The sequence below is a fragment of the Allochromatium humboldtianum genome, assembly GCF_013385175.1.
Classification (GTDB): domain Bacteria; phylum Pseudomonadota; class Gammaproteobacteria; order Chromatiales; family Chromatiaceae; genus Thermochromatium; species Thermochromatium humboldtianum.
This window is the reverse complement of sequence record NZ_JABZEO010000002.1, coordinates 276,695-301,797: the sequence shown is the minus strand read 5'-3', so window position 1 is coordinate 301,797 and position 25,103 is coordinate 276,695. Positions and strand designations below refer to the sequence as shown.

Genomic DNA, 25,103 nt, shown 5'->3' with positions numbered 1-25,103 from the left:
AATCAATGAGTTGGTCTGAAATCTGACAAAGTAGAAGTAATCACCGCAGACTCAGACTAGGCGCGGCAAGCCACGGTCTGCGAGGCGTGGCGATTCGGGAGCGACCCGGCCGCCGTCGCAGTATAGCGCCCGACGCAGAGCTGGAGCAGCGAGCGTCATGAACATCGACCAGATCGCCAACACCATCGAACAGGATGCAGGCTGTGGCGGCACCCGATTCAAGCAGGCGGATTGCGCTATGCGAGCAGGGTCGGCGTAGATCTCTGTAGATGATCGGAAGATTTATTCGGCAGGCGCGGATGGCCGCGAGGCGGTTAACGCCAACGCGGCCTACGCATCGCACCCCTCCGGTATACAGGGCACGATGGGAGCCGCAGAGCGGGGTCCAGGCTGTGGGAAAGGGCGCAGACCAATCAACCGAAGTCCCCTAGCGCTATATCTCGGGCCACAGTCTGGCAGATGCCACCGGAGCAAGTGTCCCGGATCGCACGGAACCTGCATCGAAGCCGCCTGTTATGCGGTGACATCCGGTGCGCCGACTGGCGTCGAGTCCAGCCTAACACCCGTTTATACTCGGGAGCGCACACCCGCATTCAGCCACAGCCGCGCCGGGTTCGTCAATCCGCCCCAACACGGACTGAGCGACCCCATGACGTTATGGAGAATCGTATGCTTGATCTGTCCAACCTGTTCGCTGTGCTGCCGATCTCGCATCTCGAACCCGAGCAAGTTGCTTTCATTGAGGGACTGACCGATCCGGTCTCCGGCAAAGCGCTTCGGGCCATTCGGCTCGTGGAGCCGCCCGCTACTCAACGTGTCCCCTTTGTCGATCCGATCGAGATGCTGACCATACTGTTTCAGCACCAGGGGGAGACTTATGAAATCGCGAAACAACGGGCCATAGCCGAGTATGCCGCACTCAGGCCGGGTCTACGCCTAGTTGAGCGCGTGAGATGTTTCGATAGCTGCGATCCCAATACACCTGAATGCATCCCTTTGCCGCGATTGCTGGACCATCTGCAAGGCAGACACTTGATCGCAGATCGTCTTGCTGACTTCCTGACGAGAGTGCTGGACGCGGTGTCATCGGCCGCCATCTTCAGTAACCCCGATCAGCGCGACTGCCCCTGGTCGCTGGCAACCCTACCTGACCGACCACCCGCCAAGGCAATGATTGAGTTCATTCCAGGCGTGCCGTGTAACGAGTGTGATCTGGATGAAGAGGAAGAGTTAGCGGCCGTTGCTGAGTGGCATACGAAACTTCGGCCCATTACAGAGCAACTGGAATCTGCTCTTTCTCGAAAAATGTATCATTTTCGTGATTTGGATGATGAATACGGCGACGACTACGGCCATCGCTTCCTGGTGCTCTACTATTGTTGCCTCTATCAGCCGGAATCGAACTATGTGAAATTCCTGATGGAAGCCTGCGGGACCGAGGATATCGAAGCGCTCAAGGCAGCACTGATCGATCCGGCGAACTATCGTCATCCGTTCGAGATGAATTACACGTCGTGCGATGATTACGAGACGCGCAGTTGCCGCTTTCGCTATCAGCCGCCGGATTTGACCCGGACGGTGGGCGTTGTGTTTTCGTCGCTCGCCGCGCGGGCCATCGCTGAAATCCGGTTGTCGGGGTTGATCGGAGCCAAAGTCTGGATCATCGCTCCCAAGGAGTTGGCACCGGATGACTGGATCAAGAAGGCCACACGCCATTGTCCCGATTGGGTTCATCAGTATCTGCGCGATGACCTGATAGCGAAACCCATCACCCTGCTGGCCTGTCTCGACGAACTCTATGTCATCAGCAACGACTCACGTCCGAGCTCGGGACCGAACCTGAGCATCTCACCGTCCATCGATGAGCTGCTGTGGTATGCCCATCTCTTCAATGTGCCGACACAGCTTCTTTACTCGAACGGAACTGGGCTTTGGAAGCCGGAAGACAGCCTCAAAACCGGCAATGTTCCAGAGCGTGTCGCCGAGCACGCGCGGCGGCGCGAAGCCTTCACCCGCGAACTCCCTGAAATTCGTCTGGAGGACGAATACGGCAGTAGCGGACTGTGGGATAATGAGGGCAGGATGCTCGGCTACGATGATCTGGCGATCCCTTTTCCGCTGGTGCGCCGGATCGCCGCTTGGCAGGATGATTTCGAGGATAATAACTTCCCGCCCGCCACCGCCGATGATGACTGGTGGGATCGCCACGAACAGGAAGCGGCTGAGATCGCCCAAGCACTCCATGAAGCGCTTGGATCACGAACGCGCATCCGGTTCTACCAGAACCAGGATTGGCAGGTGATCGGCGGAAATCGCGAGTAACAAGCGGAAATACAAGGGCCAAACGGAGTACACTGCTCCCGCTGGCGTGGGATGGAGCACGATGCGCCTGGCTTTGGGTCAGGAGGGCCGGGTTCGACTCCCGGACTACCCACGTCAGCACCAACACAAACGAACCCCGCAGGGCTAACAGGGAGTGACTGAATCCGGCGCGTTGCCGGAATCGACACCTACCCTTCCGTATACGGGGTTCACATCCAGTCTAGCACGGCCAAGGCTACATCGTCCTCGGCAATACGAACCGCTCTTACTCCAACCTGACGCTCGGGTCGATCAAGGTATAGGGGATCGCACAGCCAATCGCTGTTGCCGGGGCTTCGGCGTTATCCGCCAGGGGAGCGACTACAACGGAATAAAGTGCCGCGCGATCAGCGTCAGCACAACGGATAAGATGACCAGAAGGATCTTCTCGAAGAGATCCTTTCGCTTGGCCTTGGTGTTGTGTTTTTTGTACTGAGCTGCGCATTCTTCAAGAGACGGCCCACAGTCGAGAACCGTCTGGTAGAACCCTTTGACAACCTCAATGTCCTGCACATAGCGGTCGAGCGTCAAGCCGATTTGCGCACCAACGTCCTTTCTGGCGCGATGATCGGCGATCTTGCCGGAGAGCTTATAGAGTTCGGATTTCATCTCCCAATAGTTCGGGATGACCTGATTGAGCACTTCGGGTGGATAATGATCGACCACCTCAGTGATCTTGGTGATCAGCGACAGCACCGTTCCGTCGAGAGCATCAAAGGCGGCGCGATAGACATGCCCGACAGATTTCTGAATGTGTTTGCGGCAATAGTCCGGATCATCCGCGTCAGACAGCGTGCGATCCGTCGTGCGTGTCGCGATGACGCGCATCAGGTGATCGAAGGCGTCACGAAGCTCCTTGATGACTTGCAGGTTTGACCGTGAGTCCGGATCGATCTGCTCGGAATACAGAATCAACGCCTTGGCTTCGGCGTAGAGTTCGGCGAGATTTTTTAGCCCTTCACGATCCTGATCGAGAGAAGACGGTTCGGCGTTCAAACCATCCATGTGCACACTCCAGGTCAAGGCAAGACAAGCGACTTTATTTTACGCACGCGGTCGGCAAACTCTTTCGCCGTATAGAACCGGCCCGAGTTCAGGCGCACGGATCCACGGTTTCTGTCCGCATATAAGGCAACCTTGGCGCGATCGACATCGGTGTCTGGTGAAATGTCCTGGAAATCACGGTCCATCAGATCCGGAAGATTGGAAACGCCCAGCTCCTTGCAAAGCGTCTCGCGCGTTTTGGGGGCAAGGGTGATCGGCATGGGAGGCATCCTGTCAAAGCAATGATTTGTACCTGTCGGCGCGTTTTGGTGCGCTGTTTCAGGGCAAACGACGCAAGATAGGCCCGAAAACCACCCAGCGTCAAGGATTTCCACCCAAAAAAAGCTGCGCTTGTCGAAGAGACCCTCGGTTCGTCTCAGGATCGGGGGGTTGCCCCTCCATTTAACTATGAACACATCAAGTGTCAAAAGTCGTCTCCGCCGTCACCGCAGACTCGAACTGGGCGCGGCAAGCCACGGTCTGCGAGGCGTGGCGATTCGGGAGCGACCCCGGCCGCCGTCGCAGTATAGCGCCCGACGCAGAGCTGGTGCTGCGTCGCCTCCGAAGACTCGATCGACTTTGGGTTATTGCAATGATAATTGTGGCCCGACACCACGAAATCCTGCCAAAATACCCCGGCTCGTCTTCAGGTGATGCCCAAGCGCGCGATCGAATCGACCGCTTGGCGGCATCCTCCTTTCCTGTGCGACAGCGTGCATCGTCTCGTCTGGCCTGAGGTGTAGTGTTCCTTGGCAAGCCAAGGTTGTGTCGAGACTCAAACACTTCGGTTCGGATAGAGAAACTCGGAATGATCGGACAGAGATTCGTTGGCGGCCGCTCCGTGGCCATGGCCCTGACGCTGGCCGCCGTCGGGGTGATCGCGGTGCTGATGGGCGCCTTCGCCATCGGCGTGGCCCAGTTCAATCACTCGCTCATGGAGCGCAAAGTCATCGCCCAGCTCGAACAGCAGAGCCGGCTGGTGCGCTCCATGCTCGCCAACCATGATACGGCGCTACGCGAAGAGGCCCATCGGCTGATGGAGCAACTGGCCGCGCGCTTCGGTTCGGCCTTCACGCTGAACCCCGAGGAGCCGGTGCGGGTCGGCGGCCGGATCACCCCGGCGCTCTACGACGGCGAGCGTCGACTCACGCTCGACAACAGCGATCTCGACCGCTTCACCAACACCACGAGCGCCGTGGCCACGCTCTTCGTGCGGACGGGCGACGGCTTCGTGCGCGTCGCCACCACGCTCAAGAACGAACAGGGCGAGCGGGCGCTCGGCACCCTGCTCGCCGACGGCCACCCCGCGCTCCCGGCATTGCTCGCCGACGAGGAATTCATCGGCCGCGCCACCCTCTTCGGGCACGATCACATGACCGTCTACCGGCCCATGCTGAACGCGCGCCGCGAAGTCATCGGTGCGCTCTTCATCGGGCTCGACATGACCGAGGGTCTGGACCATCTCAAGCGCGAGATCCTGTCGATCAAGATCGGCGAGACCGGCTACTTCTATGCGCTGGATGCCCGGCCAGGCGCAGATCTCGGGCGGCTGGTCATCCACCCGGCTCAGGAAGGCGCCAACATCCTCGACGCCAGGGATGCCGACGGCCGGACCTTCATCCGCGAGATCCTGGAGAACCGGGAGGGCGTGATCCATTACCCCTGGATCAACCGCGAGACGGGCGAGACCGCGCCGCGCATGAAGGTGGTGGCCTACACCCACTTCCCGGCCTGGGATTGGGTGATCGGCGGCGGTTCCTACGACGACGAGCTGAGCCGCGACAGCGTCCTGCTGCGCAACCTGACGCTCGGCGCCGCTGTGGTCGTGGTGCTGACGCTGGCGCTCATCCTCTTCTGGCTCATGCGCCGTCTGGTCGGCCGGCCGCTCGGCGAAGCCACACGGATCTTCGAGCGCATCGGCGCCGGTCATTACGACAGCCGGATCGACACCACGAGACGCGACGAGATCGGCGCCCTGTTCAGCGCCCTGGCGCGGATGCAGGCAAACCTCGACGAGCGCACCCGCGCCGATGCCCGGATCGCCGCCGAGGCCCTGCGCATCAAGAGCGCGCTCGACAAGTCCTCGACCAACATGATGGTCTCCGACCCGAACGGGATCATCATCTACGCCAACGAAGCCCTGCTCGGGATGCTGCGCCTGGCCGAATCCGACCTGCGCCGCGACCTGCCCGAGTTCCGGGTGGACAGCCTGCTCGGCAGCCATCTGAACGTCTTCCATCGCCATCCGGAGCGCCAGCAATCGATGCTGGCGACCCTCCAGAACAATCACCTCGCCCAGATCCGTATCGGCGGACGCACCTTCCGGCTGATCCTCAATCCGGTCATCGACGCTCAGGGCGAGCGGCTGGGCACCGTGGTCGAGTGGACCGACCGCACCACCGAGGTCGAGACCGAAGCCGAACTGGCGTCCTTGCTCGAAGCCGCCGTCCAGGGCGACTTCTCGCGCCGCTTGACGCTGGACGGCAAGACCGGGTTCTTCCACGAGCTCTCCGACGGACTCAACCGACTGATCGACATCCTCTCGGCCGGACTCGCCGATGTGGCCCAGGTGCTCGCGGCCATCGCCCAGGGCGATCTCAGCCGGCGCATCGAATCGGACTATGCCGGCACCTTCGGCCAACTCAAGGACGACACCAACCTGACGGTCGAGCGTCTGCGCGAGGTCGTCACCGACATCAAAGAATCGACCGAGACCATCAACACGGCCGCCGCCGAGATCGCCTCCGGCAACAGTGATCTCTCGGCCCGCACCGAGACCCAGGCCGGCACCCTGGAGGAGACCGCCAGCGCCATGGAAGAGCTGAGCGCCACGGTCAAGCAGAACGCCCACAATGCTCAGGAGGCCAATCAGCTCGCCCAGGACTCCAACAAGGTCGCGGCGCGCGGCGGCGAGCTCGTCCGGCATGTGGTCGACAACATGGGCCGTATCCAGGATTCGAGCCGCCAGATCGCCGACATCATCGGCGTGATCGACTCGATCGCCTTCCAGACCAACATCCTGGCGCTCAATGCGGCTGTCGAGGCCGCGCGCGCCGGCGAACAGGGCAAGGGTTTCGCCGTGGTCGCCGCCGAGGTGCGCAATCTGGCCCAGCGTTCGGCCAATGCCGCCAAGGAGATCAAGACACTGATCGTCGGCTCGGTCGAGCAGGTCGACGACGGGGTGAAGCTGGTCGAACAGGCCGGTCAGACCATGACCGAGATCGTCGACTCCTTCCGGCAGGTGACGACCCTGCTGACCGACATCGCCGTGGCCAGCCGCGAGCAGAGCAGCGGCATCGAACAGATCTCGCGCGCCGTGATCCAGATGGACGAGGTCACGCAGCAGAATGCGGCCCTGGTCGAGCAAGCGGCGGCGGCGGCCGAGAGCCTGGAGGATCAGGCGCGGTCACTGGCCAGGGCCGTGGCCCTGTTCCGATTCGAGGCAGGTTGAAGCAAGTCCGAAGGCCGAGACGGGCGGCAAGTCCCCGGAGATTGTAGATGGTCGTCGTCAGGCGCAAGCCTCACCCGTACCGAGCCAGAAGCCCAGACTCTTGCGCAGGAATTCGTGCCAGGGCATGTAGTGCGAGCCGTCGCAGGAGAAGTTCAGCCCGACCATGCCATTGAAGATGTTGAGCGATCCGGAGCGCAGATAGATGGTCTCGTCCATGAAACGCAGCTCGCGGAAGGTGTGGAAGACATCGGCGACCCGCGACTCGGGGATCGACGCTTCGCTCGGGTAGTCGCGCCGGGGATAGGCCAGACAGATGCCCGGATCGGCCAGATCCTCGTAATCGAGCAGCCGGTAGCGATAGGGATCGTCGAGCGTCCAGAGCGTGGCGCGCGAGCTGGAGAAATGCAGCTTGCCGTGAAAGACGCCGTGCGCGGTCATCAGCTCGACCAGGAGCGCCAGCACCGCGTCGATGCGTGCGTCCATCAGGCTCTCGACGCGCTGCTGGCTGAAGAGCCCGCCCCGGATGGCCGGATCGCCCTTGAGCTGCACCCAGTCGCCGGAGGGCTGATAGAGTTCGCGCGTCAGCGGCAGCTCGCGCAGGTCGAAGTCGGCGCCGAGGAAGCCGAGCCAATTGCCCGACTCGTCCTCGATACGCTGGATCGCGGTCAGCGAGGGGCGGCGCGCGTTGCGGCTGATGTAGACCGGTGAGAGCGAGAAGCGCTCGCCGGCCAGCGCCTCGGCCAGATAGGGACGGTCGCTTCGGTCGCGCCCCAGATGCTCGGGCAACAGCCCCTGGGGCGAGGCATTGGCCGTGATCTGGTGTGCGCTCCGGTCGAGCACATAGAGATACTTGCAGGACGGCAGGTTCGGCAACGCCTCGGCCAGGAGCCGCTCCAGGGACGCGCGTTCGGGCCAGTCGTCACGGGCCTGGAGCGCCAGCCGTTCGAGCAGACCGGCCAGCCGTCCGCGCAACAGCAGACGTTGACGGGCGACGGCCGTTTGCAGTGCTTCACTCATGACGTCACCCGCTTGATCCTGGAACGCTCCTAGAGTCCCATCTTCTCGAAGAAGCTCTTGACCCCGTCGAGCCAGGAGTGCGATTGCGGATTGTGCCGCGATCCGCCTTCCTGAACGCTGGCCTCGAACTCGCGCAGCAGCTCCTTCTGGCGCTCGGTGAGATCCACGGGCGTTTCGATCAGCACCCGGCAGATGAGATCCCCGACCACACCGCCGCGCACGGGTTTGACACCCTTGTTGCGCACCCGGAACATCTTGCCGGTCTGGGTGCCGGGCGGGATCTTAAGCATCACCTTGCCGTCGAGCGTCGGCACTTCCAGCTCGCCGCCGAGCGCCGCTGTGACGAAACTGATCGGCACCTGACAGTAGAGATTGGCGTCCTCACGGGTGAAGATCGGATGCTCCATGACCTGGATCTGGACATAGAGATCGCCCGGAGGCCCGCCCTGCTCCCCACGCTCGCCCTCGCCTGCCAGCCGGATGCGGTCGCCGGTGTCGACACCCGCCGGCACCTTGACCGCGAGTGTCTTTTCTTCCTGAATCCGCCCGCGTCCGTGACAGTGCGTACAAGCCTCCTCGATCACCGCACCCGTGCCCCGACACTCGGGACAGGTCTGCTGGATCGAGAAGAAACCCTGCTGCATCCGTACCTGACCATGTCCGCCACAGGTCGGACAGGTCTTGGGCTTGGTGCCGGGCTTGGCGCCGCTGCCGTTGCAGAACTGGCAGTCGACCCAGGTCGGGAGCCGGATCTTGACCTCTTTGCCGGCGACCGCCTCTTCCAGCGTCAGCGACAGGTCATAGCGCAGATCGACCCCGCGCTGTGAGCGCCGGCCGCCCGTGCGTCCGCCGCCGCCGAAGATGTCGCCGAAGACGTCGCCGAAGATATCCGAGAAGGAACCGGCGCCGGCGAAGTCGCCCGGACCGCCGCCGCCGAAACCGCCGAAGCCGGGGCCGGCGCCATCGACGCCGGCATGGCCGAACTGATCGTAGGCCGAACGCTTCTTGGGATCGGTCAGCACGTCATAGGCCAGCTTGGCCTCTTTGAACTTGGCCTCAGCCTCGCTGTCGCCCGGATTGCGGTCGGGGTGATATTTCATCGCCAGCCGCCGGAAGGCCTTCTTGATGTCGGCCTCACTGGCGTTGCGCTGAACCCCCAGCACTTCGTAATAGTCGCGTTTTGCCATGTATCTGTTTCCGGCTGCTACGCCCGTCCGGCCTTAAAGACCGACGGGCGCGCGAGCCTGGCACCTTATCGCTTGTCGTCCTTGACTTCTTCGAATTCGGCGTCGACCACGTCGTCGTGGGCCGCACCGCTCGCGCCGGCACCGGGCTGGGCGTGCTCGGCACCCGCCGCGCCCGCGTCGCCGGACTTGGCATAGAGGCGCTCGGCCATCTTGCCGGAGGCATCGCCGAGCTTCTTGGTCAGCGACTCGATGCGATCCTTGTCCTCGCCCTTCATGGCCTCTTCCAGATCCTTGATGGCTGCTTCGATCGATTCCTTCTCACCGCTCTCCATCTGCTCGCCGAGCTGTTCCATCGACTTGCGCGCGGCATGGATCATGGTGTCGGCCTGGTTGCGTGCGGCCACGAGCTGATGGAACTGACGGTCGTCCTCGGCATGGGCCTCCGCGTCCTTGACCATCTGCGCGATCTCGGCTTCGGACAGACCGGAGGATGCCTTGATCACGATCGACTGCTGCTTGCCGGTCGCCTTGTCCTTGGCCGAGACGTTGAGGATGCCGTTGGCGTCGATGTCGAACTTGACCTCGATCTGCGGCACGCCGCGCGGCGCCGGCGGGATGTCGGACAGATCGAAGCGACCCAGCGACTTGTTGCTCGCCGCACGCTCGCGCTCGCCCTGGAGCACGTGCACGGTGACGGCGGTCTGGTTGTCGTCGGCGGTCGAGAACACCTGCTGGGCCGAGGTCGGGATGGTGGTGTTCTTCTCGATCAGCTTGGTCATCACGCCGCCGAGGGTCTCGATGCCGAGCGACAGCGGGGTGACGTCCAGCAGCAGCACGTCCTTGACCTCGCCGCCGAGCACGCCGCCCTGGATCGCGGCGCCGATGGCCACCGCCTCGTCCGGGTTGACGTCCTTGCGCGGGGTCTTGCCGAAGAACTGCTCGACCTTCTCCTGCACCTTGGGCATACGGGTCTGACCGCCGACCAGGATGACCTCGTCGATCTCGCCGGCGGCGAGACCCGCGTCCTTGAGCGCGATGCGGCAGGGTTCCATGGTGCGCTCGATCAGATCCTCGACCAGCGACTCCAGCTTGGCGCGGGTGAGCTTGACGTTCAGATGCTTCGGCCCGCTCTGATCCGCCGTGATGTAGGGCAGGTTGATGTCGGTCTGCTGGCTGGAGGACAGCTCGATCTTGGCCTTCTCGGCTGCCTCCTTCAGACGCTGGAGCGCCAGCGGGTCGTTGCGCAGATCGAAGCCCTGCGACTTTTTGAAGTCGTCGACCAGGAAGTCGATGATGCGCATGTCGAAGTCTTCGCCGCCGAGGAAGGTGTCGCCGTTGGTCGAGAGCACTTCGAACTGATGCTCGCCCTCGATCTCGGCGATCTCGATGATGGAGACGTCGAAGGTGCCGCCGCCCAGGTCATAGACGGCGATCTTCTGATCCCCGCGCTTCTTGTCCATGCCATAGGCGAGCGCGGCGGCCGTCGGCTCGTTGATGATGCGCTTGACCTCGAGACCGGCGATGCGTCCGGCGTCCTTGGTCGCCTGACGCTGCGAGTCGTTGAAGTAGGCCGGGACCGTGATGACCGCCTCGGTCACGGTGGTGCCGAGATAGTCCTCGGCGGTCTTCTTCATCTTCTGCAAGACCTTGGCCGAGATCTCGGGCGGAGCCATCTTCTTGCCGTTGACCTCGACCCAGGCGTCGCCATTGTCGGCCTTGACGATCCGGTAGGGAACCATGTCCTTGTCCTTGCCGACCACACCGTCCTCGAAACGCCGTCCGATCAGGCGCTTGATGGCAAACAGCGTGTTCTTGGGGTTGGTGACCGACTGGCGCTTGGCCGACTGACCGACCAGCACCTCGCCGTCGCCGGTGTAGGCGATGATCGAGGGCGTGGTGCGGTCGCCTTCAGCGTTCTCGATGACCTTGACGTTGTCGCCTTCCATCACGGCCACGCACGAGTTCGTGGTGCCGAGATCGATGCCGATGATCTTTCCCATGGGTTCTATTCTCCGAAAGCGTTTGGAATGGCGCTCGGGCGCCAAATGATTGGTTCAGTTGGGGCAAGCCCCCAAGCCCTTCAAGTCTATTGCGCGGCCGCCGCCTGCGAGACCATGACCAGCGCCGGGCGCACCAGCCGTCCATTGAGCGTGTAGCCCTTCTGGATGACCAGCACCACGGTGTTCGGCGGCACGTCCTCGCGCGGCTGCATCGACATCGCCTGATGGAACTCGGGATCGAAGGGCTGATTGGTCGGATCGACCACGCCCACGCCGAACTTCTCCATCACGTCGCCGAGCAGTTTGAGCGTCAGTTCCGTGCCCTCGCGCAGCTTGTCGACATCCGCGCTCGCTTCCTGCGCCGCGTTGCAGCCGAGTTCGAGACTGTCGCGCACCTGGAGCAGCTCGCGCACGAAGCCGTCGAGTGCGAATTTGTGCGCCTTCTCCAGCTCCTGGGCGTGACGGCGTCTGAGGTTCTCCAGTTCGGCGCGCGCGCGCAGTACCTGATCGCGGCTATCCTCGATCTCGACGCGCGCGGCATCCAGGGCGGCGCTCAGCTCCTCGATCGAACGCTCCTCGGTCTGGGCCTCGGACTCGGCGCTCGCCCCGTCCGCCGACGCGGGCAGCTCGTCGAGCGTGGTGTCGGCTTCCTTGTAGGCTTCAACCGCCGCGCGCAGGGCCGCCTCGTCGCGCTGGGGCGCTTCCTGGGGCGCCGACTCCGGGCGCTGTGGTTCCGTGCTCATCAAAAAAACCTCCGGTTGAAATTCCGCCCCTGGGGGCGCAATCGTTGATTCAGTGTCAGCGGCCCGCCGGCGGGGCCTGCCTTTGCCTTCGCGGTCGGGCCGGGGTTCGCTCCGACCGAACCTCACTGCCGCAGCGCCGCCGCCAGCAGCCGCGCCGTGACGTCGACGATCGGGATCACGCGCTGGTAGTCCATGCGCGTCGGGCCGATGACGCCCAGCACCCCGACGACCCGATCCTCGACCCGATAGGGCGTGGTGACGAGGCTGCAATCGTCGAGCAGCGAATAGCCCGATTCCTCGCCGATGAAGATCTGCACCCCATCGGCGGCGATGCAGCGATCCAGGATGTGCAGGATCTCGTGCTTCTGGGTGAAGGCGTCGAACAGCGACTTGAGCCGGTCCATGCTGGCCAGCTCGCCGAACTCCATCAGATTGGTCTGACCGGCGATGTAGCAGTCGTCGCGGCCCTCGGCCGAGGCCATCACGTCCTGCGCCATGGCCAGGGCGCGCATCATCATCTGATCCATGTGGGCATGGGTGCGCTGGAGATCCTCCAGCAACCGCTTGCGCACGTCCTTGATGTCCTGCCCGGTGAACATCTGGTTGAGATAGTTCGCCGCCTGTTCGAGCTGCGAGGGCATGAAACGCCGGTCGGTGTTGATGATGCGGTTGTGGACCTCGCCCTCACTGGTGATCAGGATCGCCAGCACGCGCGCGTCCGACAGCGGCAGCAGCTCGATCTGGCGGAAGGCGTGCCGCTCGTGGCGCGGCAGCATGACCACGCCGGCCAGATGCGTGATGCCCGAAAGCAGATTCGTGGCCGTCTCGATCAGCGCCTTGGGGTCGAGACGTGCATTGAACTGAGTGCGCAGCGAGGCGATGTCGTCCTCCGAGGGCGGACGCACCGTCAGCAGCGTATCGACGAACAACCGATAACCGGCCACCGTCGGCACCCGCCCCGCCGAAGTATGCGGCGAAGCGATCAGCCCCAGATCCTCCAGATCGGCCATGACGTTGCGCACGGTCGCCGGACTGAGATCGAGTCCGGTATCCTTGGCCAGGGTACGCGAGCCGACCGGCTGGCCTTCGCGGATGTAGCGCTCGACGAGCGCCTTGAGGAAATGCTGCGCGCGCTCGCTGACCTGACCCTCGCTGGTCTGGAGCCTGTCGCCGGCGGATATGCGTTTCCCGGTGCCCACGATAGTCGATGAATACTGTCCGAATCGCGTTCGTGATTGATGTTTAGCACTCACCAAGCCAGAGTGCTAACACGCAATTTAGGGATTCCGACTCAGGCTGTCAAGGTTGGGCCGACTTGGGCGCGCACTGATCCGAGCATCGAAAACGGCTGGAGCCATTGCTAGAATCCGCGACGTCGTCCGACAGGACACCCTGAACATCCACCCACAGACGCGGTTGAACCCTATGCCCGCTTTCCAGACGCTCGGCCTCATCGCCAAGCAGGGCGACCCCGAGCGGGTTCGCGGAACCCTCGTGCGCCTGCGCGAACATCTGCGCGCGCGCGCCATCGAGGTGCGACTGGAGGCCGAGAGCGCCCATCTGCTCGATGCGCCCATCGGCGAGGCGCTGGCCCTGGATCGGCTCGGCGCGGTCTGCGACCTGATCGTGGTGGTCGGCGGCGACGGCACCCTGCTCCATGCCGCGCGGGTCATGGCGCCGCACGACGTGCCCCTGCTCGGCATCAATCTCGGACGGCTGGGCTTTCTGGTCGACGTCTCGCCCGAGCACATCGAATCGGCGCTCGACCGCATCCTGGCCGGCGAGTTCGACTCGGACCGGCGCTCGATGCTCGATGCCCGGATCGTCACCGAGCAGGACGCCGGCGACCCCGAGGCCGCGCTCAACGACGTGACCATCCACAAATGGGGCACGGCGCGCATGATCGAGCTGGAGATCTGGATCGACGGCGTCTTCGTCAGCGCCCAGCGCTCCGACGGACTCATCGTCTCGACCCCGACTGGCTCGACCGCCTACGCGCTCTCGGGCGGCGGACCGCTGGTCGATCCAGCGCTGGATGCCATCCTCCTGGTGCCGATCTGTCCGCATGATCTCAGCAACCGCCCGCTGGTGGTGCCGGGCGGGCGTTCGATCGAGGTGCGGGTGCGCGGCTCGGAGCAGGGTCATGTGCAAGTCACCTGCGACGGTCAGACCGATCTGCGGCTGCCGCCTGGGGCGCGGGTGCGTATCGCGCGCCATCCGCACGCGGCGCATCTGATCCACCCCAAGGGACACGACCACTATCAGATCCTCCGCGCCAAGCTCCACTGGGGCGGGCATCACATAACACGGACTCCACCATGCTGACTTATCTCCAGGTCCGGGATCTGGCCATCGTCAGTCATCTCGAACTCGAATGCCATGCCGGCATGACCGCGCTCACCGGCGAGACGGGCGCCGGCAAGTCGATCCTGATCGAGGCGCTCGGTCTGGTGCTCGGCGACAAGGCCGACGCGAGTCTGATCCGCGCCGGACGCGAACGCGCCGAGATCCTGGCCGAGATCGATCTCGATCAGGCGCCGGACGCGCGCGACTGGCTGGTCGAGCAGGGGCTGGACGATGACAATGCCTGCGTGGTGCGGCGGCTGATCGTGCGCGAAGGCCGCTCGCGTGCCTTCATCAATGGCCGCGCGGCCACGGGCGCCCAGTTGCGCGATCTCGGCGAACGGCTGGTGGACATTCATGGCCAGCACGCGCATCAATCGCTGCTGCGCGCCAATGCCCAGCGCGAGCTGCTCGACGCCTATGGCGGGCATGGCGATCAGGTGACGGCGGTCGCGACGGCCTTTCGCACCTTCCGCGACCTCGATCAGCGGCTCCAGGCGCTCGAAACGGCCAGTGCCGATCGCGCCGCGCGGCTGGATCTGCTGCGCTTCCAGGTCGATGAACTCTCGGCGCTGGGTCTGAACGTCGAGGCCATTGAAAACCTGGACCATGAACAGCGCCGTCTGAGTCACATCGGACGCTTGCAGGAGACCGTCGGCCGGGTCTTGCTGCTGCTGGCCGAGGGCGAACCGGCGATCGATGATCAGCTGCGCAGCGCCACCCGTGAGATCGAGGAACTGGCCGGCATCGATCCGGCGCTGGCCGAGAGCCGCGATCTGCTGGAGACGGCTGCCATCCATGCCGGCGAGGCGGCGGCCGGACTGCGCCGCTATCTCGACGGGCTGGACCTGGACCCGGCCGCGCTCCAGGAAGTCGAGATCCGTCTCGGCCAGCTCCACGATCTGGCGCGCAAGTACCGCGTCAAGCCGACCGAACTGCCCGAGCTGCTCGACCAGCGTCGCGCCGAACTGGACGCGCTCGAACAGTCCGACGTCACGCTCGGCGACCTGCGCGAACGCCGCGAACGGGTCTGGCGCGACTTCCTCGCCGCCGCTGCCGAACTCACGCGCGCCCGCCAGACCGCCGCCGAGCGTCTCTCGACCACGGTCACGCGCTCGATGCAGCAGCTCGGCATGAACGGCGGCCAGTTCAGCCTCCAGCTCGATCCGCTGCCCGAGGAACGCGCGAGCGCCAATGGTCTGGAGCGCGTCGAGATGCTGGTCAGCGCCAATCCCGGCCAGCCCATGCAGCCGCTGGCCAAGGTCGCCTCCGGCGGCGAACTCTCGCGCATCAGTCTCGCCATCCAGGTCGCCACCGCCGAGTGCGGACGGGTGCCGACGCTGGTCTTCGACGAGGTCGACGTCGGGATCGGCGGCGGCGTGGCCGAGATCGTCGGGCGGCTGCTGCGCCGGCTCGGCGAATCGCGTCAGGTACTCTGCGTCACTCACCTGCCCCAGGTCGCCGCCCAGGCCCACAATCAGCTGCGCGTGCGCAAGGAGACCATCGACGGCCAGACCTTCACCCGCATCGAGCCGCTCGACGACCGCGCGCGCGTCGACGAGATCGCCCGGATGCTCGGCGGCACCGAGATCACCGCGCGTACCCGCGACCATGCCAGTGAGATGCTCGATTGGACACGTTGAACGCCGCGCCCGATTCGCGGTCGAACCGCAGGTCGTCGCTCCAGGACTTGCCGTGGAAACGCCTGTCTTGAGTAGTCGTACGGATTTCTCACAGACCCGAAACCCATGTTAATGGTGGGCTTGTAAGCAAAGACCCTCCTGCTCGGCCCTCGAGAGCCACGGGACTGGATTGACGGGACACTGGCCAAACACTGATCAATGGGTCCATAATCAGCGCCGGCCGGTCGTCAGGGCGTCCCGAGTGCTCAGAAGAGACCCAACCCGTTGCCGTAAACCCCGACCGGCTTGCGGCACATCACTGGAGGATGGTTACTATGCCGTTGACAACATCGTTCATCCCAAGCGAGGACAGGCTCGACCTCTCCTTCCATGGCAACCTGGATCTGACGATCACCGACGAAGTCTGCCGCGTGTTCGCCGCGATCCCCGCCAATCTTCAGACCTGCATCATGGATCTGACCTGCCTGGACCGGGTCTTCGACTCGGGTCTGGCGCTGCTGTGGATGCTCAACGAACGACTCCAGCACATCGGCGCCCGGGTCGTGGTCCTGAGCGATCATCCCGAGATCCTCAGCCGCATCCCGCGCATCATGAGTAACGTCCTGAGCGTCGTGCCCCAGGACTCAGCCCTCACCGCGAGGACGGGCTGAAGAACCAGCCATCACGACGATCGAGCAGACACCGAGGCCCGCCGCGCGCGGGCCTCGGCGCATCAGCAGGGCAGACGCAGCGTCTCCTCGCAATCGATGCCCCACTGCTCGGGCGCCTCGGCGCCGAGAATCTGATCCTTCTTCCCCCGAACCTTGCGCGACAGATCCACGTCCTCGACCGGCAGAAAGCGCCGCCAGCGCGCATCCATCACCACGCGCACGATGGGTTCCATGAGTCCTTCGCGACCGTTCTCCAGCACCACGCCGAGCCGGTTGCTCTCCAGCCGCACCAGACTGCCGACCGGGTAGATGCCGACACAGCGGATGAATTGGCGCACCAGATCCGGATCGAAATGAAAGCGGCTCCATTCGAGCAGTTTGCGCAGCGCCTGATGCGGCTCCATGCCCTTGTGATAGACGCGATCCGAGGTGATGGCGTCGTAGACATCGACGATGGCCGCCATCCGGCCATAGAGCGAGATCGACTCGCCGCCCTTGCCGTCGGGATAGCCGGTGGCGTCGAAGCGCTCGTGATGTTCGGCGGCAACCGCGAGCGCCGTCGGCGAGAAACCTGGAATAGCGGCGAGGATGTCGCGACTGTGCGCGGCATGACCGCGCATGATCGCGAACTCCTCGTCCGAGAGCCGGCCGGGTTTGTTCAGGATCGCGTCCGGCACCTGGGTCTTGCCGATGTCGTGCAGTAGGGCGCCGATGCCGATCTCTTCGATCACAGTAGGCTCCAGACCCAGTTCGCGCGCGAACGAGACCATGAGTACCGAGACATTGACCGAGTGCTCGAAGGTGTAGCGGTCGGTATGGCGGATACGCGCCAGGGCCATGAGCGCGTTCTGATTGCGGAAGATCGAGCCGACCATCTCGCCGATGGTGTTGCGCACCTGTTCCAGTGTGATCGGACGCCCGAGCCGGGCATCGCGCATGAGTCCGCCGATGAGCTGGAGCGCTTCGTTGTGGATGCGTCGGGCCTGCACCCGTTCTTCGGCGAGCGAGACCGGCTGCGGCAGGACGTGCTCCTGCTCGCCGACCTCGACCAGTTCCTGTTCGAGTTGTTCGACGACCTCGCCCTCGGTGGGCGCCTCGGGGAGGTCGGCGCCCCTGTCGGTGTCGATATAGAGTTCGTGGATACCCAGACGCCGGATACGCTCGATGTTGGAGTCGGACTTGATCTGGAACCGACTGCGCAGAAAGCTGTGATCCAGCCAGCCGCAGTTGAGGTCATGGACATACATGCCGACACGCAGGTCGGCGACGTCGATCTTCTTGATCATGCAAGAGCGCATCCGAAGGCGAGAGGTGGAAATCCGTCAAACCGTGCCGTGCAAGCCATCGGTGCGCGCGTCCGGCTTATTCCAGCGGGATGACACCGAGGCCAAGGGACCGCTGATCGCGGCAGTCCATGGCCTCGGTCTGGTTGAAGGATCGCACTCTAACGACGATTCAGCGCCGAGAGCAAGGCCCGTAGCGAGGCGGCCACCGTGTCGCGGTCGATGGCCGCGCCGCTGATGGCCTGTCCGTCCACCTCGACCCGGACATAGGCGGCGGCCTCGGCGTCCGTGCCCTCGCCGATGGCGTGTTCCTGATAGTCCAGCACCGAGACCTTCCGACCGCTCCAGCGCGTCCAGGCATCGACGAAGGCGGCCATCGCGCCCTGCCCTTCGCCATGCAGCATCCGTTCGCCGTCCGGGGCGCCGATCCGCGCCTCGATGACGTCGTGCCCGTTGCGGTCCAAGCGATAGCCCAGCAACTGGTGCGGGGCCTGATCGACGATGAAGTGCCGTTCGAAGATGGCGCGAATCTGCGCTGCGTCCAGCACCCCGCCGCGCGTCTCGCTCTCGCGCTGAACCAAGCCCGCCAGCTCGACCTGCAACCAGCGCGGCAAACTCAGGCCGAATTCCTGTTCCAGCACGAAGGCCACGCCGCCCTTGCCCGACTGGCTGTTGACGCGGATCACCGCCTGATAGTTGCGTCCCAGGTCGGCCGGATCGATCGGCAGATAGGCCACGTTCCAGGGCGCGTCCGGCGTCTGGCGTGCCAGACACTTGCGGATAGCGTCCTGATGACTGCCCGAATAGGCCATGTAGACCAGTTCGCCGACCCAGGGATGACGCGGATGGACCGGCAAGCCGGTGCATTCGGTGCAGACGGCGACGATCTCGTCCGGACGGCTGAGGTCAAGCTTCGGGTCGATGCCCTGGCTGTAGAGGTTCATCGCCAGCGTCAGGAGATCGGCGTTTCCAGTGCGCTCGCCATTGCCGAGCAGGGTGCCCTCGACCCGATCGGCGCCGGCCAGCAAGGCCAGCTCGGCCGCCGCCACCGCCCCGCCGCGGTCGTTGTGGGTGTGCACCGAGAGCACGATCGAGTCGCGCCGGCTGATGTGGGTCGCGAAGTGCTCGACCTGATCGGCGAAGACGTTCGGACTCGACACCTCGACCGTGGCCGGCAGATTGATGATGCAGGGCCGCTCGGGTGTCGGCTGCCAGACGTCGAGCACCGCCTCGCACACTTCGACCGCATAGTCCGGCTCGGTCGCGGTGTAGCTCTCGGGCGAGTACTGGAAGGTCCAGCGTGTCTCGGGATAGTCGCGCGCACCCTGCGCCACCCACTCGGCCCCCTGGCGCGCGATCGCCTTCACGCCCTCGCGATCCTGGCCGAACACCCAGTCGCGCTGTACGGGCGAGGTCGAGTTGTAGACATGGACGATCGCCTGACGCACGCCGGCGAGCGCCTCGTAGGTGCGGCGGATCAGATCCTCGCGCGCCTGGACCAAGACCTGGATGGTCACGTCCTCGGGGATGCGGTCCTCTTCGATCAACCAGCGCACGAAGTCGTAATCGGGCTGGCTGGCGGCGGGAAAGCCGACCTCGATCTCCTTGAAGCCGAGCTGGACCAGGAGATCCCAGAGACGCCGCTTCTGCTCGACGTTCATCGGTTCGTGCAGCGCCTGATTGCCGTCGCGCAGATCGACGCTGGCCCAGATCGGGGCTTCGCGGATGGTTCGATTGGGCCACTGGCGGTTGGGCAGGTTCACCACCGGGCCAGGGCGGTAACGTCGGTGGTCGAAGCGGCTCATGGGATCGTCTCCTGTGCGGTCGGTGTCGTATCGAATCGGGTCTTGGCCGGTCTCCGGATCGCGGATCGGGCGCTTGGCTGATGGTCCGGGTCGGACCGAGCCGGTTGGCGCGGGCCTTGTGAGCCTTTGCCGAGCTGTCGACCGGTAAGTCGACGGTGCTTAGACTATCTCAAACCAACCGGCATCCGATTGCGAAGATGGCAACAGAATAGGCTTGTTGAGCAATATTCTGCCAAAATGCCTCACCCCGATAAATCCTGACACCCTTCTGTCAAACCCTGACAGCCCGCACGCCGTCATCGAGACATGCACATGAAACTCGACCGCTACGACCGTCAGATCCTCGTCGAACTGCAACGCGACGGACGCCTCAGCAACCAGGATCTGGCCGAACGCATCGGGCTCTCGCCCTCGCCCTGTCTGAGGCGCGTGCGCGCGCTGGAAGAAGCCGGATTCATCAACGGCTATCACGCCGAACTCGATGCGAAGAAACTCGACCTGAGTCTCATGGTGATCCTGAGCATCTCCATGGACCGCCACACGCCGGAGCGCTTCGAGCGCTTCGACGCCGCCGTCAAGGATATGCCGGAAGTGCTCGAATGCCTGCTCATCACGGGACGGGAAGCCGACTATCAGCTCAAGGTCGTAGTGCGCGACATGGACGCCTATCAGGATTTTTTGTTGAACAAGATCACACGTCTGGAAGGCGTGGCGGGCGTGCATTCCAGTTTCGTCCTGCGACGGGTGTTGGAACGTCAGGATCTGCCGATAACCTGAACACGAGATCGCGCGTCGGAGAGGTCGCTATCAGCCCTGGGCCTGGAGTCGACGCCGACCGAAACCGCCAGACTGGCACGCGCGATGCCTTCTGATTTGCACAGAGTAAAGTCCTCGTGAAACGAGGTGAGCCATGAACGACCACGACGAACGCCTCCAACGACAGGTCGCCAGCCAAGAGCGCCAGGAGCGCGAACGGCTGATGCGCGGTGTCCTGAACGACATGACGCTGCGTCACGAAAACCGGCTCTATGCCGATACGCCCGGTGTCAGCCGGAACAATGCCGGTCTCGGCTTCCGTCCCGGTTATCTGAATCGGTGCAGCGGCGAATGTGTGCTGTCGCGCTTCAGTGACGGAACGCCGGCGCCCATCCATATCCTCGACGGACTGCCCGAGTCCTGGATACGGGCGCGCGATGAGGCCGGCCATGTGGTGGCGGTCGTCGCCGAGGTCGTCTCCGGCTTCGTGCGCGAGGATCGCTTCTACACCCGTGAAGAGGCCGTCCGGGCGGTCAATCACTGACGAGCGCTCGTCCCCGCATCACGGACCGCCGCCGAACATCAGCGGTCTCACCCGCATCTGGGCATCGTCAGGCCCATCCGCCCCGTCCGAGTGACCCCATGCTATGCTCGCCGCGATTCAAGCAGATCCGCGCGCGAGGTGCACCATGCGTTTCTTCAACACCGAGGGTCCAGTGCGACCCGACCGCCACTACACTCTGCCCCCACTTTCACGTTGGAACCTGGAAGAGATCCTTGATCTGATCGCCCAGGAAAAATACTTCCTGCTCCACGCCCCGCGCCAGACCGGCAAGACCTCCTGCCTGCTGGCGTTGATGGAACATCTGAATCGGGAAGGCCGTTATCGCGCCGTCTATGTCAATATCGAGGCGGCCCAGGCCGCGCGCGAACAGGTCGCCTTGGGTCTGGGCGCTGTGGTGCAGGCCATCGCCAACGCCGCGATCTGGAGTCTGGATGATCACACCGTGGAGCCGCTGGCGCGCGAGCTGTTCCAGAGCGGTGCGCCCTTGCTGGTTCTGGAGACCTTTCTCGAACGCTGGTGTGCCGGCTCGCCCAAGCCGGTGGTGCTGCTGCTCGACGAGGTCGATGCCCTGATCGGCGATACCCTGCTGTCGCTCCTGCGCCAGTTGCGTTCCGGTTATCCCAAACGCCCGGGCGCCTTTCCGCAGACCATCGTTCTGTGCGGGGTGCGCGATCTGCGCGACTATCGCATCCACGCCGGCTCCGAGCGCGAGGTCATCACCGGCGGCAGCGCCTTCAACATCAAGGCCAAGTCGCTGCGGTTGGGCGACTTCAGCGCCGAGGAGACCCGGACCCTGTTGCTGGAGCACACGCGCGAGACCGGGCAGGTCTTCACCCCGGAGGCGCTCGATCGGGTCTGGGAGCTGACGCAGGGCCAGCCCTGGCTGGTCAATGCACTGGCCTACCGTGCCTGTTTCGAGCTACGCGCCGGACGTGATCGCACCCAGCCGATCACGCTGGATCTGATCAATCAGGCCAAGGAACAGATGATCGTCGAGCGCGTGACCCATCTCGACCAGCTTGCGCACAAATTGCAGGAGCCGCGCGTGCGACGGGTGATCGAACCCATGCTGGCCGGCACCCTGCCCGGCGAGGTGGCCGAGGATGACCGCGAGTATCTGGTGGATCTGGGGCTGCTCAAGCGTGATGGCAGTGGCGGACTGGTGATCGCCAATCCGATCTATCGCGAGGTGCTGCCGCGTGCTCTGGCCGGCGGGCCGCAGGACTCGCTGCCCCGGATCGAGCCGACCTGGCTGAACCCGGATGGCTCGCTGAATCCGGAGGCGCTGCTCGATGCCTTCCTCGCCTTCTGGCGTCAACACGGTGAGCCGTTGCTCAAGAGCGCGCCCTATCACGAGATCGCACCGCATCTGGTGCTCATGGCCTTTCTGCATCGGGTCATCAACGGCGGCGGGACGCTGGAGCGCGAATACGCCATCGGGATGGGGCGCATGGATCTGTGTCTGCGCTATGGCGCGCTGACGCTGGGCATGGAACTGAAGGTCTGGCGCGACGCTGCCCCGGACCCGCTCAGCGAGGGGCTGGAGCAGTTCGACGGCTATCTGAGCGGGCTGGGGCTGGACAGCGGCTGGCTGGTGATCTTCGACCGGCGCGCCGATCAACCGCCGATCGCCGAGCGGACCGGCAGCGTCCTCCAGACCAGTCCGCAGGGGCGATCGATTCGGGTGATTCGCGCCTGATCCTCGAACTCCTCGAACATCGAACGACGTCCGCCGCTTCAATACACGGGCGCGGCCTTGTCGTAGCTCAGTCCCTTCTCGGCGGCCTGTTCGCGCACGGCGCTGAAGATCTTGTGATCGAGCGAAGATTCCGCCCCGCCCTCGGCCTCGACCTGGGACTTGAGATAGTCGGCACGCTGGGCGGAGAGATCCTTGATCTGCCGTTTCAGCTCCTCGCGCTTGGCGGCCTGCTCGTCGATCAACGCGCGTCGCGCCTCGGGCGTCAGCCCGGCCAGGGGCGCGGGCAGTTGCGCCTCAGGTAGCGCGTCCAGATCGACCCGACCGTTCGCCACGTCCTCGATCAGTTCGTTCTCGCCCTTCAGACTCGCCTCGCCGCTCTCGGAGGCCACGAAGCCGGCGCGTCGTGCCAGCACGGCCGGTGCGGCGGCGGCCTGAGTCGCCTTGGCGGCGGCGAGCTTCTCTTCCTTCTTCGCCCGCTCCTCGGCGCGACCGTAATAGATCCGCGTCTCGTCGAGTTTGGACGAGAGTTTGGCCAGCGACTCGTCATAGGGCGTGGCGATGGCTACCGCGCCGCCGCTCTGCTCGACCTGGAAATAGCCGCCGTTGCCGAGCTGCGCGATCCGCTTCCATTCCTGGGTCGTCTCGGCGAGCGTGCCGCACTGGATGGCGTTGACCCGAATCCCGCGCCGCTGCGCCTCGGCCAGGGTCTGCGGATAGGGTACGTCGTTGGGATAGTCCATGTGGGCCGGGGCATCGCCGACCAGGAAGATGACGCGATAGACGCCTGGATCCCGGCTCCAGCCGATGCGGTGCAGGGCCTCGTGGAGCGCCTGATTGACGCTCTCGGGACCATCGCCGCCGCCCTGGGCCTGGAGCTGCATCAGCTCGGCGTGCAGGCCGTCGAGATCCTTGGTCAGATCGACGACGCGGGTCACATAGTCGTCACCGCGATCGCGATAGGCGACCAGGCCGAGGCGGATCTCGGGCGCGGGCTGGGCGGCGGCCATGGTCGCGGCGATCGACCAGATCTTGTCCTTCGCCGCCTGGATGAGTCCGCCCATGCTGCCGGTGGTGTCGAGCACGAACACGGCTTCGATGACCGGATGCTGTCGGGTGTCGGGCAAGGCGACCGAATCCGGTTCGGCCAGGGGGATGACCGGGGTGACGGGCGGCGCCGATTCGGCCGGGCGCAAGGCCGGGTAGTAGAGCACGGCGGTGCCCGTGAGACCGAAGAGCGACAGGGCGATGAGCTTTGTTTGCAGTGGGGTTTTCATGATTCTGGCCTCGTGATTGGCCTGTCCCTGTGCCGGATCGGATAGGTTCAATGCAGCAGTCTGGCGAGCGCGCGCTCGGCGGCGCGTTCGGCGGTCTCGAAGGGATCGGCGGTCGCCGGCTCGCGCCGGTCGGCGTCCGGGCCGCCGGGGATGAGGACGAACAGCGCCTGGATCAGGAACAGCGTCCAGATGGCGAGGAACAGGCTGCCGGTGTGCTCCAGCGCCCAGAGTCCTGCCAGACAGCCGAGCAGCAGCAGACCGAGATCCAGGAGCGCGGCCAGGGGGCGTCCGTGGTGATAGAGGGCGCGCACCAGCCAGACCAGCCCGAGCTGAGCGAGGATCTGGACCCAGAGTCCGGCGTTCAGGAGCACGATCAGCAGGCTGATGCCCGCCCAGAGGATCGGGACGGCGACCCGCCCGACCCGCTCCCGACTGCGCGCGATCAGATAGAGCCCATAGCCGAGTCCCAGACCGATGCAGAGTCCGTGCGCCAGGGCGCCGGGCGACAGCCAGCCGCCGAGCGCGGTCCGGACGACCGAGGCCAGGAGTGCCGCCGTCAGGGCGACCAGGACGCCTTCGCCGAATCCGAGGCGGCTCATAACTGCGCCTCCCGCCGGCGCTTGGCCTGCAACAGAGCGACCTCGACTTCGGCGTCCCGGATCAGCGGATCGGCGCCGGACCAGATCGGATCGCAGTCGGTCGGATCGGACTCGGATTCGGCATCCTGAATGGCGGCACGCGCCCGCAGATCGGCGAGCCGGGATTCGCGCTCGGCCAGGAGCGGCGCGCATCGTGCCCGCTCGGTTTCGGTCTCGCGTCGACGGGTGCGGAGTGCTTCGAGCCGGCGTTCGGTCTCCAGCCGGCGGCGGATGACGGGGCGGGCCAGATCCTCGCGCTCGGCGGCCAGACAGTCGTCGAGCGCCAGCCCGTTCTGTTCGAGCAGGCGCTCCTGTTCGGATTCGCGTTCGCGCAGACGCTGGAGTTCGCGGTCCAGGCGGCGCAGCCGGCGTCGTTCCAGGTCCAGTGCCTGTTCCATTTCGCGGATCGCCTGGGCGAGCACCAGCTCCGGCGCCTCCAGCCGATCGAGCACGGCATGGAGATCGGCGCGTAGCAGGCGCGAGAGTCGTGTGATGAGTGCCATGTCGATCGCCTCCAGAGGCTCTTGTCGTTCCGTGATTCGAGTCTAGAGAGCCGCTCGTCGGGCGCCCAGGCAGGTCTTGGTAAAACTCGGAGCCCAAGTTTTACAATCGATTTACTCGTCTTGCGCGAAAAGCCCCGCCGT

At 64.5% G+C, this 25,103-nt stretch carries 20 protein-coding genes; 8 read left to right on the top strand and 12 right to left on the bottom strand.

Annotated features, from left to right (window positions below):
• Positions 1–669: 669 nt before the first annotated feature.
• On the top strand, positions 670–2,322 hold the full coding sequence (locus HW932_RS03925; RefSeq protein WP_176975182.1) for a hypothetical protein: 1,653 nt from the start codon (positions 670–672) through the stop codon (positions 2,320–2,322).
• A gap of 360 nt (positions 2,323–2,682) precedes the next feature.
• Here the strand turns inward: HW932_RS03925 and HW932_RS03920 are convergent, their stop codons facing one another.
• A complete protein-coding gene (locus HW932_RS03920; RefSeq protein ID WP_176975181.1) occupies positions 2,683–3,366 on the bottom strand; it encodes a hypothetical protein in 684 nt (227 codons plus the stop codon).
• A gap of 14 nt (positions 3,367–3,380) precedes the next feature.
• Positions 3,381–3,626 (bottom strand): hypothetical protein, encoded by a 246-nt coding sequence (locus HW932_RS03915; RefSeq protein WP_176975180.1) that lies wholly within the window; start codon positions 3,624–3,626, stop codon positions 3,381–3,383.
• Between the two features lie 587 nt (positions 3,627–4,213).
• Here HW932_RS03915 and HW932_RS21985 point away from each other — a divergent pair.
• Positions 4,214–6,856: a Cache 3/Cache 2 fusion domain-containing protein gene (locus HW932_RS21985; protein WP_176975179.1), complete on the top strand. Its 2,643-nt coding sequence runs from the start codon at positions 4,214–4,216 to the stop codon at positions 6,854–6,856.
• A gap of 57 nt (positions 6,857–6,913) precedes the next feature.
• On the opposite strand, the gene HW932_RS03905 is transcribed toward HW932_RS21985, so the two are convergent.
• The 5 genes from HW932_RS03905 to hrcA form a co-directional block, all read right to left on the bottom strand.
• On the bottom strand, positions 6,914–7,873 hold the full coding sequence (locus HW932_RS03905; RefSeq protein WP_176975178.1) for a PDC sensor domain-containing protein: 960 nt from the start codon (positions 7,871–7,873) through the stop codon (positions 6,914–6,916).
• A 29-nt stretch (positions 7,874–7,902) separates the two neighbouring features.
• The gene (gene dnaJ / locus HW932_RS03900; RefSeq protein ID WP_176975177.1) at positions 7,903–9,060 is read right to left on the bottom strand and encodes a molecular chaperone DnaJ; all 1,158 of its coding nucleotides are present in this window, start codon (positions 9,058–9,060) and stop codon (positions 7,903–7,905) included.
• 65 nt (positions 9,061–9,125) lie between these two features.
• Complete coding sequence (gene dnaK / locus HW932_RS03895) at positions 9,126–11,060, bottom strand: molecular chaperone DnaK (protein WP_176975176.1); 1,935 nt, start codon at positions 11,058–11,060, stop codon at positions 9,126–9,128.
• Between the two features lie 86 nt (positions 11,061–11,146).
• Entirely contained in the window at positions 11,147–11,803 is a 657-nt protein-coding gene (gene grpE, locus HW932_RS03890; protein WP_176975175.1) for a nucleotide exchange factor GrpE, read from the bottom strand.
• 122 nt (positions 11,804–11,925) lie between these two features.
• Positions 11,926–13,002, bottom strand: coding sequence for a heat-inducible transcriptional repressor HrcA (gene hrcA, locus HW932_RS03885; RefSeq protein WP_176975174.1), 1,077 nt, complete (start codon positions 13,000–13,002; stop codon positions 11,926–11,928).
• 226 nt (positions 13,003–13,228) lie between these two features.
• On the opposite strand from hrcA, the gene HW932_RS03880 reads away from it, so the two are divergent.
• From HW932_RS03880 to HW932_RS03870, 3 genes are all read left to right on the top strand, one after another.
• Positions 13,229–14,128, top strand: a complete 900-nt coding sequence (locus HW932_RS03880) for an NAD(+) kinase (protein WP_176975173.1) — start codon at positions 13,229–13,231, stop codon at positions 14,126–14,128.
• Complete coding sequence (gene recN / locus HW932_RS03875) at positions 14,122–15,789, top strand: DNA repair protein RecN (RefSeq protein WP_176975172.1); 1,668 nt, start codon at positions 14,122–14,124, stop codon at positions 15,787–15,789. Before HW932_RS03880 ends, recN begins: the two co-directional genes overlap by 7 nt.
• A 314-nt stretch (positions 15,790–16,103) precedes the next feature.
• Positions 16,104–16,439 (top strand): hypothetical protein, encoded by a 336-nt coding sequence (locus HW932_RS03870; RefSeq protein WP_176975171.1) that lies wholly within the window; start codon positions 16,104–16,106, stop codon positions 16,437–16,439.
• 62 nt (positions 16,440–16,501) lie between these two features.
• Here HW932_RS03870 and HW932_RS03865 read toward each other — a convergent pair whose 3' ends face one another.
• Positions 16,502–17,725 (bottom strand): HD-GYP domain-containing protein, encoded by a 1,224-nt coding sequence (locus tag HW932_RS03865; protein ID WP_176975170.1) that lies wholly within the window; start codon positions 17,723–17,725, stop codon positions 16,502–16,504.
• 158 nt (positions 17,726–17,883) lie between these two features.
• A complete protein-coding gene (gene leuA, locus HW932_RS03860) occupies positions 17,884–19,527 on the bottom strand; it encodes a 2-isopropylmalate synthase (protein ID WP_176975169.1) in 1,644 nt (547 codons plus the stop codon).
• A 312-nt stretch (positions 19,528–19,839) separates the two neighbouring features.
• Here leuA and HW932_RS03855 point away from each other — a divergent pair, with 312 nt between their 5' ends.
• The 3 genes from HW932_RS03855 (at position 19,840) to HW932_RS03845 (ending at position 22,547) form a co-directional block, all read left to right on the top strand.
• Positions 19,840–20,304 (top strand): Lrp/AsnC family transcriptional regulator, encoded by a 465-nt coding sequence (locus HW932_RS03855; protein ID WP_176975168.1) that lies wholly within the window; start codon positions 19,840–19,842, stop codon positions 20,302–20,304.
• Positions 20,305–20,437: 133 nt separating this feature from the next.
• A complete protein-coding gene (locus tag HW932_RS03850; protein WP_176975167.1) occupies positions 20,438–20,827 on the top strand; it encodes a hypothetical protein in 390 nt (129 codons plus the stop codon).
• Positions 20,828–20,972: 145 nt separating this feature from the next.
• Positions 20,973–22,547 (top strand): AAA family ATPase, encoded by a 1,575-nt coding sequence (locus HW932_RS03845; RefSeq protein ID WP_176975166.1) that lies wholly within the window; start codon positions 20,973–20,975, stop codon positions 22,545–22,547.
• Between the two features lie 38 nt (positions 22,548–22,585).
• On the opposite strand, the gene HW932_RS03840 is transcribed toward HW932_RS03845, so the two are convergent.
• Genes HW932_RS03840 through HW932_RS03830 form a run of 3 tightly spaced genes read right to left on the bottom strand, consistent with a single transcriptional unit; the run spans position 22,586 to position 24,962 of the window.
• Complete coding sequence (locus HW932_RS03840; RefSeq protein ID WP_176975165.1) at positions 22,586–23,821, bottom strand: vWA domain-containing protein; 1,236 nt, start codon at positions 23,819–23,821, stop codon at positions 22,586–22,588.
• A gap of 47 nt (positions 23,822–23,868) precedes the next feature.
• Complete coding sequence (locus HW932_RS03835; RefSeq protein ID WP_176975164.1) at positions 23,869–24,420, bottom strand: hypothetical protein; 552 nt, start codon at positions 24,418–24,420, stop codon at positions 23,869–23,871.
• Positions 24,417–24,962, bottom strand: a complete 546-nt coding sequence (locus tag HW932_RS03830; protein WP_176975163.1) for a PspA/IM30 family protein — start codon at positions 24,960–24,962, stop codon at positions 24,417–24,419. Before HW932_RS03830 ends, HW932_RS03835 begins: the two co-directional genes overlap by 4 nt.
• Between the last annotated feature and the right edge of the window lie 141 nt (positions 24,963–25,103).

Bases quoted from the DNA above. Each gene is read 5' to 3' on its own strand.
- HW932_RS03925 (WP_176975182.1), top strand. From the start codon at position 670: ATGCTTGATCTGTCCAACCTGTTCGCTGTGCTGCCGATCTCGCATCTC.
- HW932_RS03920 (WP_176975181.1), bottom strand. From the start codon at position 3,366: ATGGATGGTTTGAACGCCGAACCGTCTTCTCTCGATCAGGATCGTGAA.
- HW932_RS03915 (WP_176975180.1), bottom strand. From the start codon at position 3,626: ATGCCGATCACCCTTGCCCCCAAAACGCGCGAGACGCTTTGCAAGGAG.
- HW932_RS21985 (WP_176975179.1), top strand. From the start codon at position 4,214: ATGATCGGACAGAGATTCGTTGGCGGCCGCTCCGTGGCCATGGCCCTG.
- HW932_RS03905 (WP_176975178.1), bottom strand. From the start codon at position 7,873: ATGAGTGAAGCACTGCAAACGGCCGTCGCCCGTCAACGTCTGCTGTTG.
- dnaJ (WP_176975177.1), bottom strand. From the start codon at position 9,060: ATGGCAAAACGCGACTATTACGAAGTGCTGGGGGTTCAGCGCAACGCC.
- dnaK (WP_176975176.1), bottom strand. From the start codon at position 11,060: ATGGGAAAGATCATCGGCATCGATCTCGGCACCACGAACTCGTGCGTG.
- grpE (WP_176975175.1), bottom strand. From the start codon at position 11,803: ATGAGCACGGAACCACAGCGCCCGGAGTCGGCGCCCCAGGAAGCGCCC.
- HW932_RS03880 (WP_176975173.1), top strand. From the start codon at position 13,229: ATGCCCGCTTTCCAGACGCTCGGCCTCATCGCCAAGCAGGGCGACCCC.
- recN (WP_176975172.1), top strand. From the start codon at position 14,122: ATGCTGACTTATCTCCAGGTCCGGGATCTGGCCATCGTCAGTCATCTC.
- HW932_RS03870 (WP_176975171.1), top strand. From the start codon at position 16,104: ATGCCGTTGACAACATCGTTCATCCCAAGCGAGGACAGGCTCGACCTC.
- HW932_RS03865 (WP_176975170.1), bottom strand. From the start codon at position 17,725: ATGATCAAGAAGATCGACGTCGCCGACCTGCGTGTCGGCATGTATGTC.
- leuA (WP_176975169.1), bottom strand. From the start codon at position 19,527: ATGAGCCGCTTCGACCACCGACGTTACCGCCCTGGCCCGGTGGTGAAC.
- HW932_RS03855 (WP_176975168.1), top strand. From the start codon at position 19,840: ATGAAACTCGACCGCTACGACCGTCAGATCCTCGTCGAACTGCAACGC.
- HW932_RS03850 (WP_176975167.1), top strand. From the start codon at position 20,438: ATGAACGACCACGACGAACGCCTCCAACGACAGGTCGCCAGCCAAGAG.
- HW932_RS03845 (WP_176975166.1), top strand. From the start codon at position 20,973: ATGCGTTTCTTCAACACCGAGGGTCCAGTGCGACCCGACCGCCACTAC.
- HW932_RS03840 (WP_176975165.1), bottom strand. From the start codon at position 23,821: ATGAAAACCCCACTGCAAACAAAGCTCATCGCCCTGTCGCTCTTCGGT.
- HW932_RS03835 (WP_176975164.1), bottom strand. From the start codon at position 24,420: ATGAGCCGCCTCGGATTCGGCGAAGGCGTCCTGGTCGCCCTGACGGCG.
- HW932_RS03830 (WP_176975163.1), bottom strand. From the start codon at position 24,962: ATGGCACTCATCACACGACTCTCGCGCCTGCTACGCGCCGATCTCCAT.